14 protein-coding genes are annotated in these 13,968 nt (G+C 35.7%); 10 read left to right on the forward strand and 4 right to left on the reverse strand.

The features are described 5' to 3' along the window. Positions 1-789 carry a glucosamine-6-phosphate deaminase gene (gene nagB / locus AC1DIT_RS10450; RefSeq protein WP_016116147.1) on the forward strand — a complete coding sequence of 263 codons (789 nt, stop codon included), beginning with the start codon at positions 1-3 and terminating at the stop codon, positions 787-789. Next, entirely contained in the window at positions 719-1,450 is a 732-nt protein-coding gene (phnF, locus tag AC1DIT_RS10455) for a phosphonate metabolism transcriptional regulator PhnF (protein ID WP_077293862.1), read from the forward strand. Before nagB ends, phnF begins: the two co-directional genes overlap by 71 nt. A gap of 72 nt (positions 1,451-1,522) precedes the next feature. Here phnF and AC1DIT_RS10460 read toward each other — a convergent pair whose 3' ends face one another. Continuing rightward, positions 1,523-2,341: a Cof-type HAD-IIB family hydrolase gene (locus AC1DIT_RS10460; RefSeq protein WP_016133235.1), complete on the reverse strand. Its 819-nt coding sequence runs from the start codon at positions 2,339-2,341 to the stop codon at positions 1,523-1,525. A gap of 165 nt (positions 2,342-2,506) precedes the next feature. On the opposite strand from AC1DIT_RS10460, the gene glcT reads away from it, so the two are divergent. The 4 genes from glcT to ptsP all read left to right on the forward strand — a co-directional run bounded on the left by glcT (position 2,507) and on the right by ptsP (position 7,863). Further along, complete coding sequence (glcT, locus tag AC1DIT_RS10465) at positions 2,507-3,355, forward strand: glucose PTS transporter transcription antiterminator GlcT (protein ID WP_476998177.1); 849 nt, start codon at positions 2,507-2,509, stop codon at positions 3,353-3,355. Between the two features lie 336 nt (positions 3,356-3,691). After that, the gene (gene ptsG, locus AC1DIT_RS10470; RefSeq protein ID WP_476998178.1) at positions 3,692-5,752 is read left to right on the forward strand and encodes a glucose-specific PTS transporter subunit IIBC; all 2,061 of its coding nucleotides are present in this window, start codon (positions 3,692-3,694) and stop codon (positions 5,750-5,752) included. A gap of 135 nt (positions 5,753-5,887) precedes the next feature. Further along, complete coding sequence (ptsH, locus tag AC1DIT_RS10475; protein ID WP_000411078.1) at positions 5,888-6,151, forward strand: phosphocarrier protein HPr; 264 nt, start codon at positions 5,888-5,890, stop codon at positions 6,149-6,151. Further along, positions 6,151-7,863 carry a phosphoenolpyruvate--protein phosphotransferase gene (gene ptsP / locus AC1DIT_RS10480; RefSeq protein WP_016116142.1) on the forward strand — a complete coding sequence of 571 codons (1,713 nt, stop codon included), beginning with the start codon at positions 6,151-6,153 and terminating at the stop codon, positions 7,861-7,863. The genes ptsH and ptsP overlap by 1 nt, the downstream gene beginning before the upstream one ends. A gap of 98 nt (positions 7,864-7,961) precedes the next feature. Here the strand turns inward: ptsP and AC1DIT_RS10485 are convergent, their stop codons facing one another. From AC1DIT_RS10485 to AC1DIT_RS10495, 3 genes are all read right to left on the reverse strand, one after another. Then, a complete protein-coding gene (locus AC1DIT_RS10485; RefSeq protein ID WP_016116141.1) occupies positions 7,962-8,336 on the reverse strand; it encodes a DUF3915 family protein in 375 nt (124 codons plus the stop codon). A gap of 372 nt (positions 8,337-8,708) precedes the next feature. Further along, complete coding sequence (locus tag AC1DIT_RS10490; RefSeq protein WP_016116140.1) at positions 8,709-8,927, reverse strand: hypothetical protein; 219 nt, start codon at positions 8,925-8,927, stop codon at positions 8,709-8,711. 220 nt (positions 8,928-9,147) lie between these two features. Further along, complete coding sequence (locus AC1DIT_RS10495) at positions 9,148-9,765, reverse strand: nitroreductase family protein (protein ID WP_476998179.1); 618 nt, start codon at positions 9,763-9,765, stop codon at positions 9,148-9,150. Between the two features lie 365 nt (positions 9,766-10,130). Here AC1DIT_RS10495 and AC1DIT_RS10500 point away from each other — a divergent pair, with 365 nt between their 5' ends. From AC1DIT_RS10500 to AC1DIT_RS10515, 4 genes are all read left to right on the forward strand, one after another. Then, on the forward strand, positions 10,131-11,423 hold the full coding sequence (locus tag AC1DIT_RS10500) for a GGDEF domain-containing protein (RefSeq protein WP_033671492.1): 1,293 nt from the start codon (positions 10,131-10,133) through the stop codon (positions 11,421-11,423). Positions 11,424-11,515: 92 nt separating this feature from the next. Continuing rightward, positions 11,516-12,646: a serine hydrolase gene (locus AC1DIT_RS10505; RefSeq protein ID WP_016116137.1), complete on the forward strand. Its 1,131-nt coding sequence runs from the start codon at positions 11,516-11,518 to the stop codon at positions 12,644-12,646. Positions 12,647-12,650: 4 nt separating this feature from the next. After that, complete coding sequence (locus AC1DIT_RS10510) at positions 12,651-13,529, forward strand: NAD(P)-dependent oxidoreductase (protein ID WP_003199866.1); 879 nt, start codon at positions 12,651-12,653, stop codon at positions 13,527-13,529. Positions 13,530-13,533: 4 nt separating this feature from the next. Beyond that, entirely contained in the window at positions 13,534-13,866 is a 333-nt protein-coding gene (locus AC1DIT_RS10515) for a DUF3909 family protein (RefSeq protein WP_016116135.1), read from the forward strand. The last annotated feature ends 102 nt before the right edge of the window (positions 13,867-13,968 follow it).

Consider the following 13,968-nt stretch of genomic DNA (forward strand, 5'->3'; position numbering starts at 1 on the left):
ATGAATATTCTTGTTGTAAAAACGCCAGAAGAATTAGCAGAAGCAGGTTATAAATTAATTGAAGAAGTTGTAAAATCAAAGGAAAATCCAACGCTAGGAATGGCTACAGGAAGCTCTCCACTTGGTATTTATGCAGAAATGCGAAAAAATAAACTTGATACAAGCCGTGTAACCACTGTAAACTTAGATGAGTACGTAAATTTATCACACGAAGATAAAAACAGCTATCATTATTTTATGCAAGAACAGTTGTTTAATCATCTTCCCTTTAAAGAAACTTATGTACCAAACGGGATGGCAAGTGATTTAGAAGAAGAGTGCAAGCGTTATGAAGGCATTCTAGCAGCTAACCCAGTTGATCTACAGATTCTTGGAATCGGTGAAAACGGTCACATCGGATTTAACGAACCAGGAACATCTGTTGATTCTCCAACTAACATTGTTGAATTAACAGAGTCTACACGCCAAGCAAACCTTCGTTTCTTCGAAAAAGAAGAAGATGTACCAACTCATGCAATTACAATGGGGATTGGAAGCATCATAAAAGCGAAACAAATTTTACTTGTTGCTATGGGACCGAAAAAAGCAGAAGCAATCAGAGAATTATTGCAAGGTGAGTATAGCAAAGCGTGTCCTGCTACAGTGCTGCAACGTCATCCGAATGTAACCGTAATCGCAGATCCAGAAGCTCTATCTTTATGCAGTGAGGCGATTGCTGATGAACATCGACAAGTATTCACCATTTCCGATCTATTATCAGATTCAAGAGTGGGTGAAACAGCTAATTGAGGACGGTGAATGGACGCCGGGAGATAAAATTCCATCTGAGAATGAACTTTGTGATAAGTTCGAAGTAAGTCGCATGACGATCAGACAGGCAATTAATAATTTAGTGGAACAAGGGTATTTATATCGAAAGCGTGGAATTGGAACGTTTGTTCAGCTTCCAAAAGTGGAGCAAAAACTGCAAGGGATGACGGGATTTACAGAGGATATGCTTTCCCGTGGTATGAAACCAAGCAGTCAGTTATTAAGCTTCCGCCTAGTTTCAGCTACTGCTAAAATAGCAGACCGGCTTAGAATTCAAGAGGGGGAATCGGTGTATGAAGTGAGGCGTATTCGCTTAGCCGATGACGAACCGATTGCTTTTGAGACGACATATTTGTCGCCAACTCTTGTAAAAGATATTAACGAAGAAATTTTGCAACAATCTTTATACGAACATTTAGAGAAAAAGTTAGGCTTTAAACTTGTTCGTGCTACCCAAGCAATTGAAGCTTCAATTGCAACGGATGATGAAGCGGAACATCTGCATATACCTAAAAAAGCACCTGTGCTTGTCATGAGACAATGGTCATATGCAGAAGGTGAATTACCGTTAGAATATGTGAAATGTATTTATCGTGGTGATCGTTATAAGTTCATTACGAGTATTTCACGAAACAAGTAGTGTATTTTATTTTGTGAAATACATTAAACTTTCAATTCATTGGGTATGTAGAGAAAAAAATACGACTCATCCTTACAGGGAATGAGTCGTATTTTTGTTTTGTTTTGAGTTGTAAGTTACCACGTGTTCTACAGCGTTTTTTACAGAGTCTACGACATAATGTGCATGTTCTTTCACTGCATCGTCAGCTTGTGACATGGCAAAGCTATGAGGTGTTAAATTGAACATAGGAATATCATTGTAAGAATCACCGATACAAGCAATTTCTTCAGGTTCTATGTGGAATTCTTGTAATAAAATAGAGATTGCTGATCCTTTGCTAATATTTGGTGGCATGACATCTAAGCATTGTTCAGCGGAGATAAAGGTACTGACTTTGCCGCTAAATTTCTCATTGATTGTTTTCTGAAGTACTTGTAAATTTTCTTTTGTGCCGCCAACAGAAATTTTATTAGGGAAAATTGTATCATCAATTTTTTGTAATAAGTTTGGTTCTTCAACAGAAGTCATTGTAACTTGTTTCTCAAGTTCATGAATAAATGGTGTTTTTTCCTCAATGTAATAATTATATTCATCACTTACATAACGAAAATACGGTTCTTCTTTCGTCATCGCTAACAAATCTGGCAAAATGCTCGAATCAAATGTTGCAGACAATAATTGTTTATTCTCATGGGTATATACGAATACACCATTTACGCTAATGCGATGGAAGTTGGTACCAACCTCTTTCATTAAACCAGCGATTTCATTATCAAGCCTACCGGAGGCGAAACAAAGAATCACATTTTGCTGTGCAAGATTGCGAAGAGCTGTAACATCTTGTTCATCAATTATGCCGCCATGTTGCATCATTGTGCCGTCAATATCGCTTACAAACATTTTAATCATGTTGCATTCTCCTTTCTATGTACATTTGCTCTTACATTATACGCATCTCGTGCAATCATGTCTAAAAAATGAATTTTTCTAAAATGGTAGATGTTTTGCATTGACGAAAAAGAAGGATGTTCTGTAACATAAAAGTAGGCTATTTAAGTACGAGGGTGGTGTTATATGAATAGTTATCTAGAAATTAAAAAAGTTTTAAATAATAATGTCATCATTGCGAGTCATCAGGAACACGAGGAAGTAGTAGTGATTGGCAAGGGAATTGGATTTGGAAAGAAAACGAAAGATGTATTAAAGGCGGAGCAAATTGAAAAAATGTTTGTTTTAAAAAATGAACGTGACCGTGAACAATATAAGCTTTTAGTGCCACATGTGAGCGAAAAGTTAATTGAACTGATGAACGATATTATGATGTATATTCAAGAAAAGGCGCAGTCACCATTAAACGAGCATATTCATATTGCCTTAACAGATCATATTTCTTTTGCAATTAAAAGACTGAAACAGGGCTTTACAATAGATAATCCTTTTTTAGTTGAAACAAAAATGCTGTATCCAGAAGAGTACAAAATTGCTGAAGGAGTTGTACAACTTATAAATTCCCGTTTGCAAATTACATTGCCAGAAGGGGAAGTTGGCTTTATTGCACTTCATATTTATAGTTCACTCACAAATTCTGATGTATCTGCTGTTAATCAAAACTCCCGTCTTATTGCAAAGCTTGTTTCATTAATTGAAACAAATCTACATCTTACATTAGATCCAGAAAGTATTCATTATTTACGTCTTATTCRTCATTTGCAATATGCAATTGAACGAGTGAAAAAGGGAGAGAAGGTAGAAGAAGCACAAGGGTTTGCTGAGTTATTAAAAGCAGAGTATCCAGTTTGTTATAATCTAGCTTGGAAGCTTGTGAAGGTGATGCAGAAAGAATTACAGCTCCCTGTATATGAAGCGGAGAGTATTTATTTAACGATGCATTTGCAAAGATTAGTAAAAGTAGAACACGTATAAAAGACATATATTTTTGTCTAAAATGAAAACGTTAAAAAAAATGATTGAATCGCTTACAATTGTTTTGTATAATAAGTCATGCAAAGTTATACAAAATTCGACAAACAAGTTAAGGCAAACAACGAAAACGTTTGCTTTAAAGTAGTGAACTTATACGTAAACCTATTTTTGACACGTGTTACTGATTCGATCAGGCATGAGTGGAGAAAAGTCAGGAATGTAAGCTAGAGAAAGGGACATACTACCCTTTGTATAGCTATCGTTCTATCTTTTTTTCCTCATGCCTTTTTGGCGTTTGTCGAAAAGCACAATATATATAAGAGAGGAAGGGTTTCCATGTTTAAGAAKATCTTTGGTGTTCTTCAAAAAGTCGGAAAAGCGCTTATGCTTCCAGTAGCAATTTTACCGGCTGCAGGTATTTTACTTGGATTTGGTAATGCATTTCAAAATCCACAGTTAACAAATCTAGTTCCTGCCTTAAAGGCAGATTGGTTTGTTCTAGTTGCAAAAATTATGGAACAATCTGGTGATATTATTTTCGCAAACCTTGCATTATTATTCGCAGTAGGGGTTGCCATCGGATTAGCAGGTGGAGACGGAGTAGCTGGGTTAGCAGCCTTCGTTGGATACTTAATTATGAACAAAACGATGAGCGTATTCTTAGGAGTAGAAAAATTTGTTACAATTGTAAGTGACAAAGTTCCAGTTAAAACTGGTTTTACAGATCAAGCATATGCAAATGTATTAGGTATTCCGACACTTCAAACGGGAGTGTTTGGGGGTATTCTTGTAGGGATATTAGCAGCATATTGCTATAATAAATATTTCAATATTGAATTACCATCATACTTAGGATTCTTTGCAGGTAAGCGTTTCGTACCGATCGCAACAGCAACATTCTCTTTACTTTTAGGGATTGTAATGTGCTTTATTTGGCCGACAATTCAAGGTGGTTTGAATGCATTCTCACATCAAATGATCGATGCGAATAAAACGTTAGCGGCATTTGTGTTTGGTTTAATTGAGCGTTCTTTAATTCCATTTGGATTACATCATATTTTCTATGCACCATTCTGGTTTGAGTTTGGTCAATATACAAGTGCAGCGGGTGACATTATCCACGGTGACCAAAAGATCTTTATGGCACAATTAAAAGATGGTGTTGAGTTAACAGCTGGTACGTTTACAACAGGTAAATATCCGTTCATGATGTTCGGTCTTCCAGCAGCAGCCTTAGCAATGTATCATGAAGCACGTCCAGAAAATAAAAAATTAGCAGCTGGTATTTTAGGATCTGCTGCGTTAACATCTTTCCTAACAGGTATTACAGAACCACTTGAATTTTCATTCTTATTCGTAGCACCAGTATTGTTCGGAATACATGCTGTATTTGCTGGTTTATCGTTTATGACAATGCATATTTTAGGTGTTAAAATTGGTATGACATTCTCTGGTGGTTTAATTGACTTTATGCTATTTGGTGTCTTACCAGGCCGTACAGCATGGTGGTGGGTAATTGTTGTTGGTCTTGCACTTGCAGTAATTTACTACTTCGGATTCCGATTTGCAATCCGCAAATGGGATCTAAAAACACCTGGTCGTGAAGTAACAACAGATACTGATGGCGCAGGGAAAACAGAAGCAGGTGAACTTCCACGTGAAGTATTAGTGGCGCTTGGTGGTAAAGAGAATATTGCTTCTTTAGATGCTTGTATTACACGTTTACGTGTTCAAGTTAACGAACAAAAAAATGTAAACAAAGATCGTTTGAAAGAACTTGGGGCAGCGGGAGTGCTTGAAGTAGGAAATAACATTCAAGCTATTTTCGGACCGAAATCTGACACATTAAAATCACAAATTCATGATATTATGTCAGGTCGTACACCTCATGTTGAAAAAGAAAAACCTGTAAAAGTAGAAGAAACTGTACAAAAAGCGGATACAAATGAAACAATTGTATCTCCGATTGAAGGTAAAATTCTACCGATTACAGAAGTTCCTGATCAAGTATTTTCAGGGAAAATGATGGGGGATGGATTCGCAATTGAGCCAGCAGAAGGAACAGTCGTTTCTCCAGTTGACGGTGAGATTGTCAATGTCTTTCCAACAAAACATGCAATTGGTATTCAATCTGAAGGTGGAAAAGAAATTTTAATTCACTTCGGTATTGATACTGTAAAATTAAATGGTGAAGGTTTTGAAGCACTTGTCACGCAAGGTGATAAAGTGAAACAAGGACAACCATTATTGAAAGTAGATATCGCATTTGTAAAAGAAAATGCACCATCTATTATTACACCAATTATTTTTACGAATTTAGGGCAAGGACAACAAGTTGAATTGAAAAAAGAAGGCAATGTCAAGAAAGGCGAAGCCGATATTATTGACATTCAGTAAGAAATTGACGCAAAATGTTTATAATTATAGTGGGCGATGTGGTTGACCGAACATCGCCTGTTATATACAATAGATGATGTGGTACTCACGTCTATACAACTGAAAAAATACTGCATTTAAAGGAGATAGATTATTATGGAAAAAATCTTTAAAGTAACTAGCGACTCAGGAATTCATGCTCGTCCAGCAACTCTACTTGTAAACACTGCAAGCAAATTCGGTGCTGATATTAACTTAGAGTATAACGGTAAAAACGTTAACTTAAAATCAATCATGGGTGTTATGTCTTTAGGTATTCAACAAGGCGCAGAAATTAAAATCACTGCAAATGGTGATGATGCAGCTCAAGCACTAGCAGCTATCGAAGAAACTATGAAAAACGAAGGGTTAGGAGAATAATGACTCTTAACATTCAAGGGATCGCTGCATCAAGTGGGATTGCTATTGCGAAGGCTTTCAGACTTGAAAATCCTGAATTTAACATTGAAAAGAAAACGATTACGAACGAAGCTGCAGAAATTGCACGCTTAGACGCTGCGCTTGAGAAAGCTAAATCTGAACTAGAAGCAATTAAAGACCATGCTTTTGCTGAGCTTGGTGCTGATAAAGCTGCTATCTTTGAAGCACATTTACTAGTATTGAATGATCCAGAACTAGTAAATCCAGTAAAAGATAAAGTAAATAATGAAAAAGTAAATGCTGAATTTGCAATGGACGAAGTTGCAACAATGTTCATTACTATGTTTGAAAACATGGATAATGAATATATGAAAGAGCGTGCAGCGGATATTCGCGACGTAACAAAACGCGTTCTTGCACATTTACTAGGAATTAACTTCTCAAATCCAAGTACGATTTCTGAAGAAGTAATTATTATTGCTGAAGATTTAACACCATCTGATACAGCACAATTAAACCGTAACTATGCAAAAGGTTTCACGACTGATATTGGTGGACGTACATCTCACTCTGCGATTATGGCTCGTTCTATGGAAATTCCAGCTGTTGTTGGTACGAAAGTTGTTATGGAGAAAATCCAAAACGGCGATATCGTAATTATCGACGGTCTAGATGGAGAAGTAATTGTAAACCCATCTGAAGAAACGCTTCGTACTTTCGAAGAAAAGAAAGCAAAATTCGAAGAACAAAAAGTTGAATGGGCGAAATTAAAAGATCAAGCAACTGTAACAAGTGATGGACAACATGTTGAGCTTGTTGCAAACATCGGAACACCAAATGATGTACAAGGTATCATCGACAATGGTGGAGAAGGTGTTGGTTTATACCGTACAGAATTCTTATACATGGGTCGTGACAATCTTCCAACAGAAGAAGAGCAGTTCGAAGCATATAAAGCAGTTCTTGAAGGTGTAAAAGCAGATCAACCAGTTGTTGTTCGTACACTTGACATCGGTGGAGATAAAGAGCTTCCATACTTACATTTACCAAAAGAAATGAATCCATTCTTAGGTTACCGTGCAATTCGCTTATGCCTTGAAGAACAAGATGTGTTCCGTACACAACTTCGTGCATTACTTCGTGCAAGCGTATATGGTAATTTGAAAATTATGTTCCCAATGATTGCAACTCTTGATGAATTCCGTCAAGCAAAAGCAATTTTATTAGAAGAGAAAGAAAGACTTGTTCAAGCTGGTGTAACTGTTTCTGACGCTATTGAAGTAGGTATGATGGTAGAAATCCCTGCTTCTGCAGTATTAGCAGATCAGTTTGCAAAGGAAGTTGATTTCTTCTCTATCGGAACAAACGACTTAATCCAGTACACAATGGCTGCAGACCGTATGAATGAACGTGTATCCTACTTATACCAACCGTATAACCCATCTATTTTACGTCTTGTAAAAATGGTTATCGATGCTGCTCATAAAGAAGGAAAATGGGCTGGTATGTGTGGTGAGATGGCAGGAGATTCACTTGCAATCCCATTACTACTTGGATTAGGATTAGATGAATTCAGCATGAGTGCAACATCTATCCTTCCTGCAAGAACACAACTAAGCAAGTTGTCAAAAGCAGAGATGGAAGAGTTAGCGCAAAAAGCATTAACGATGTCAACTGCTGAAGAAGTTGTTGAATTAGTTAAAAGCATCTAATAACAAAAGAAAACCTGAGCCGATTTGAAATCGGTCTCAGGTTTTTTTCTATACTAAATTTAGATTTGATTTTGTGATTTTGAGGATACGAACTAGAATTAGATAGCGATTGATATGATATCATTTGGGCAAACACGTAAAATACCTGTAAATCTGGTTGCGTTTTGGTTATTTTTATTGTTATTATCTTTATCATCTCCCGTAGCTAAAGCGGAGAAAAGAGCAACGCCGTTACAAAATCCTTCAAAAATAACATTTCTGAAAGTAACGTCGCCTCTAATAGTTAAAAGAGAAATTTCTGTTCCGATTGCAACGTGTCTAAGGACATTACATACTGCGTGTTTTTCTCTTTCTCTTTCTTTTTCTCTTTCTCTTTCTCTTTCTCTTTCTCTGTCACGATCACAGTCACGATTACGATGACAGTCACGATGACAATCTCTAAAGTCGTCACGACATCCAAAAGATCCAAACATAATTCTCATCACCCCCTTCACACTTATAATGTATGTAAGTTGTATATGTAGTGACTGGACAGAACGTGGAATTTTTACTGGGATATTTTCTTATTTTAAATGACTAGATGGGTATTTGTTACTTAATGGTATTTGGATAAGGATAAATGACAGGGGGAGGGAGGTCGAAACTTTTATTATTGTTTTTTTCTTTATTCAAGGATCTGAAATTCACGGGTAGTTTTTCCTTATTTATCCCGCTATTTGAGGACAGTAAGACCCCCCACTGGTTATGATCATATTTGAATCAATAAAAATCTTTAGGTGAGTCTTACTATCCACGCATAACTGGATATATAGAAAAGGATACCTTTATTTATAACGAGGTATCCTTTACACTTTTTTACTTTTATATAAAACGATTGCATATACGGGAAGAGCCAACAGTAATGGTACGATAGACTGTGAGATATGTAATCCTTCTTCTAGCTGGAGTGCTTTTTCTTTTGGGAATTGTAGCACTGTAATATTTGTGGCATCTCCAATAAAGTATAGAAGCAGTACAGTTACGGCATAGCTTAAAAATGCAATAAAGCTTCCATATGAATTCAATGAAAATCCCTCTCTTGTTATCTATTTGTTACTATTGTATCATAATTGTAATAAAAATACACCCTTTATATTTCATTGTATAACAAAATTCGACAAAATACTGTGATTTTAAAGGGGATAGAGAAATACTACTGTTCATATATGTTGGAATATTACAAAGAAATAACATAAAAAAACGAAGGGAGATACCCTTCGTTTTTTTATGTTATTGTGGGGCTGTTTACTTTGCCCATTCCGTTATTTGTTYGACATTCATACGTGGTGCTGGATGTCCTTTTAATGTAGATTCACCAATTGTAATTAGCATGATAGGTACATAACGAGAAGAAACATTAAATTCTTCCATTAGTGCTTGTGGGTTAAATCCACCGATTGCACAAGTGTCCCAGCCAGTTGCCTTAGCTGCAAGCATAAGTTGCATTGTGGCTAAGGATGCATTAGAGAAGGCTGCATCTCGTGGATATTGTTCACGTTTATATGCAGATTCAATATTTTGTGCTAAACGCTCTTTAGCTTCTTCTCTCATAAACCCTTGCTCTACGATAGGTCCATATACAGAATCGATGTTTTTATTTGCTTCTAGATCACCTAAAATAGCGACTACTGCAGAAGCATCAAGAATTTGTTGTTGATTATAAGCGATTGGATGTAAACGGCTTTGTACATCTTTACCTTGGAAAACAAGAAACTTCCAATGTTGTAAGTTCCAAGCTGATGGTGCTTGACCAGCTGCTTTCAAAATTTCTTGTAATTCCTCTTTTGAAATTTCTTTTTCAGAATTGAATGCACGATTAGATGTTCGTTCATATAGAACAGTAAAGAAATCTTGCTGTGTCATAATATGCCTCCTAAGTTTTATGCGGATTTATAAAAAATACCATATGTAACAATTTTGTACTTACATTTTGTAAGTTATCACTGTAAAAGAATATAATATCTTTATTTTAATTGTCAAGTTGTTGAGAATAGAAGAAAAAGGGGACATTCGTACAATCGCTGTCATGCATGTAGTCATACAATAAAAAGATGATTCACAGATCAAGAAGAAATATGTAAAGTGAAGCTCCTGTCAGTGGGAGAGTTCTTTGTTCCTGCTGATGCTCAGCCCTCACCAATCGAGTTCTTTTGATAACGGCCCTCTTATAGAAAAGGAAAGTGAAGAATTCAGTAGAACAGGATATATGAAGTGAGTGAAGACCAGTGGTGAACATACTACATTTTTTATTAGAGAATACGGTTTTTCAAAATGTATTACAGGATCTCCATGTAAATGTACTTTATATAGAAGAAGGATGTAATCACCAGTATACGATTGATAATATACATCCAAAATGTATGTTTATAGCAAATAGTTTTGAAGAAGGGGAAATGTTATTTGAAAAAGTGCGACCACAAATTGTGATCATTTATGTGTCGAATGGTGCACAAGTAGAGTGTATAAAACACATATATAATTCGATGAGTTCTTTTATTGTTATCTGGGATCAGCCGGTGACTTCAAAATTTGTAGAGTTGCTTACAATAGGAGTACGAAATATTGTTATAGCTCCTGTTACACCACAGGTTGTGCTGGAAGAGGTAAACAAAAGTCTCTATCAATTATCACTATTGCAACAAGTGACTATTCAGCAAGAGCTTCTTCAAATGATGTTTGATTTTCAAAATGATTTATTATTCATTGTAGAAGATGATGAGATCGTCGACTGTAATACGAACTTTTTGAGTTTTTTTGGATATGAAAATTTATTTTCATATCATGAGAATCATATGGTATTTGCGGAACATTTCATTCAAGAACATGGATATTACGCAACAAATCACGATATAACTTGGCTTGATGATTCTTTAGCGCAAGCAAGAAAAATAAAAATGTATAGTCATGAAGGCGAAGCGTTTGTTTTTTTATTACGTGCTGCACCTGTACCAGAAGATTTGTCTAGGTTTATTGTTAAGTGTACAGATATTACTGAATTAGATGAATTATATCAAGAGCAAGAACAACTTGCTGCAATTGATTCTTTAACAGAAATATACAACCGTTTGAAGTTTCAACAATTATTGGAAGAAAAATGGAAAAGTGAGAAACGAGTAAATCAAACAATGGCGCTTATTCTTTTTGATATAGACGATTTTAAAAAAGTGAACGACATATATGGACATGATTTTGGTGATTTAGCATTAATTCAGTTAGCCGAACTTATGAAATCTAAAATAGCACCCCAACATATTTTCGCGCGGTGGGGTGGAGAGAAATTTATTATATTAGTAATAAATACAACGGAAAAAGAGGCTTTCCAAGTTGCTGAATCGCTACGTTTTTTTATTGAAACAAAGCAATTCTCTAGCATTTCAAAATTAACCGCAAGTTTTGGAGTTGCCTTATATGAGCAAGGAATGACAAAAGAAGAATTGATGCAGCGAGCAGATATTGCTTTATATGAAGCGAAAAAAAATGGAAAAAACCAAGTACGTTTATATAGAAAAGAAAAAATGTGATTTTTTCGCAACAAAGTGTTGCGATTTTTTTCTGTTACCCGATAATAGAAAGAGGGGGCCATTTATAAGGAAGTAACTGCGGAGGTTTTTGAATGATAAAAAAATTGATTATTATGGTCTTGATTTGCTTTATAGCATGTGGAAGTGTGTATTACTTTTTTTATATACCCAAGAAGCAAGAAGCATTAACTTCGAAGGCAACTTCTTCTGTCGAGTCTGAGTTACAGGATAATTTAGAAGAAAAAAAGGAACCGCCAATTGATTATGCTAGTGTGGCACAAAAGTTAGATCAATATTTAAAAGATAAAGATTTTAATGGAACGGTTCTTGTCACAGATAAAGATCGTGTTGTGCTGAATAAAGGGTATGGATATGCAGATGTTCAAAGTAAAATTGAAAATACACCACAAACAAAATATCGCATCGGTTCCATTACTAAGACTGTTGTGGCAACATCGATTTTACAGTTGCAAGAGCATGGAAAGTTAAATATTCAGGACAATGTGAATAAATATATACCTTTATTTCCAGCAGATAAAAATATCACATTATACCATCTTCTAACACATACTTCTGGTTTACCAGAGAAGGGAAAGGGAAAAGTGAATGCTGCATCACGTTTGAATTTGGTTACTTGGATTGGAAAGCAACAAGTAGCTTTTCCGCCAGGAACTGGTTGGAAATACAGTGACTATAATTATATGGTGCTTGCTTATATTATAGAAAATATATCTAAAAAGTCTTTGGGAGAATATGTAAAGGAAAATATATTTGCACGAGCGGACATGCATGAATCAGGTATGGGAAATATGGTGCCAGGAGAGCAACATTTCACGCAAGGGTATCAAAAGAAAGACAATGTACTTGTACCAGCGCCCAAATTAGCAATGAACTGGCTATATGGCTGTGGTGAGATGTATACTACAGTTGGGGATATGAAGAAGTTAGATGAAGCAATTATAAACGGAAAACTTCTTTCAGAGAAAAGTATACAAGTGATGTTTACACCATCATCAGAAAAGAAATATGCATTTAGTTTCTATATATATCCCGATTATTTTCATAACCATGGTGTAGTTGCTGGGTGGAATACATTTAATAACTTTAATAAAGATAAGGGAACATTTGTTATTTTATTCTCAAATGTGAAAAATGGCATAAATGATGATTTTAATAAGGAATTCCGGAAGATGGTAAGCAATTTATTAGAACAAAGGGGATGAGTAGATGAAACAAGTAATTTCATCAATTGGTTTTATCGGTACAGGTGTTATGGGGAAAAGTATGGTACATCATTTATTACAAGGTGGTTATACAGTATATGTGTATAACCGTACGAAAGAAAAAGCAACTTCCTTATTAAAAGAAGGGGCACATTGGTGTGATTCACCAAAAGAATTGGTGGAGAATGTAGATGTTGTTATGACGATGGTAGGATATCCGCATGATGTAGAAGAAATCTATTTTGGAACAGAGGGAATTCTGGAACATGCAAATGAAGGGACAATTGCAATTGATTTTACAACCTCTACACCGACGTTAGCAAAACGTATATATGAAGCTGGAAAGAAAAAGAGTGTACATACGCTAGATGCTCCGGTATCAGGAGGGGATATTGGAGCAAAAGAAGGCAGACTTGCTATTATGATTGGTGGAGAGCAAGAAGTATATGAAGTATGTCTCCCTTTGTTTGAAAAACTAGGAGAGAACGTTCAGTTACAAGGGCCAGCGGGAAGTGGACAGCATACAAAGATGTGTAATCAAATTGCAATTGCATCGAATATGATAGGTGTTTGTGAAGCGGTAGCGTATGCAAAGAAGGCAGGTTTAGATCCAGAGAAAGTACTACAAAGTATTTCAACTGGAGCAGCCGGTAGTTGGTCATTAAGTAATTTAGCTCCACGTATGTTAAAAGAGGACTTTGCACCAGGATTTTATGTGAAACATTTTATGAAGGATATAAAAATTGCGTTAGATGAAGCTGAAAAGTTAAAGTTACCTGTACCTGGGTTAGCTCTAGCAAAAGAGCTATATGATGAATTAATAGAAGAGGGAGAAGAGGATAGTGGCACACAGGTGTTGTATAAGAAATATATAAGGGGGTAATGTGATGAATTTAGAAAAGTTTGACGGGATGATCGATGTTGTACAGCGTGCGACTTGTATGCCAATCAATGATAAGCAACAAGCAGCATTTAAACAAAAGTATGATTTTGAGCCAACATTTGAATATGGACGTGATGAAAGCGGCCATTACGTGATTCGAACATCAAAGAAGATGTTAGAAGAAATGGAATTTTATTTAGCTTTAAAGTATGATCGGGAAGGTATTGACCTTTATATGCATGCTGAAATTGATGGAGTATGTTATGTATCTGTTAGCTACGGAGAAGATGCTCTTCACTTACAAGAACTATTTCAGTTTTTGGAAGATAATAAATAAAAAGTCCTCGTTTGAGGACTTTTTATTTTGTTTAATATATTTTTTTAGGAAAATTGGAAGCTAATTTTGACAAAGGTAGGTTGTATTAAGGTAGATGTATTG

The sequence above is a fragment of the Bacillus sp. 05T22 genome (genome assembly GCF_056396765.1).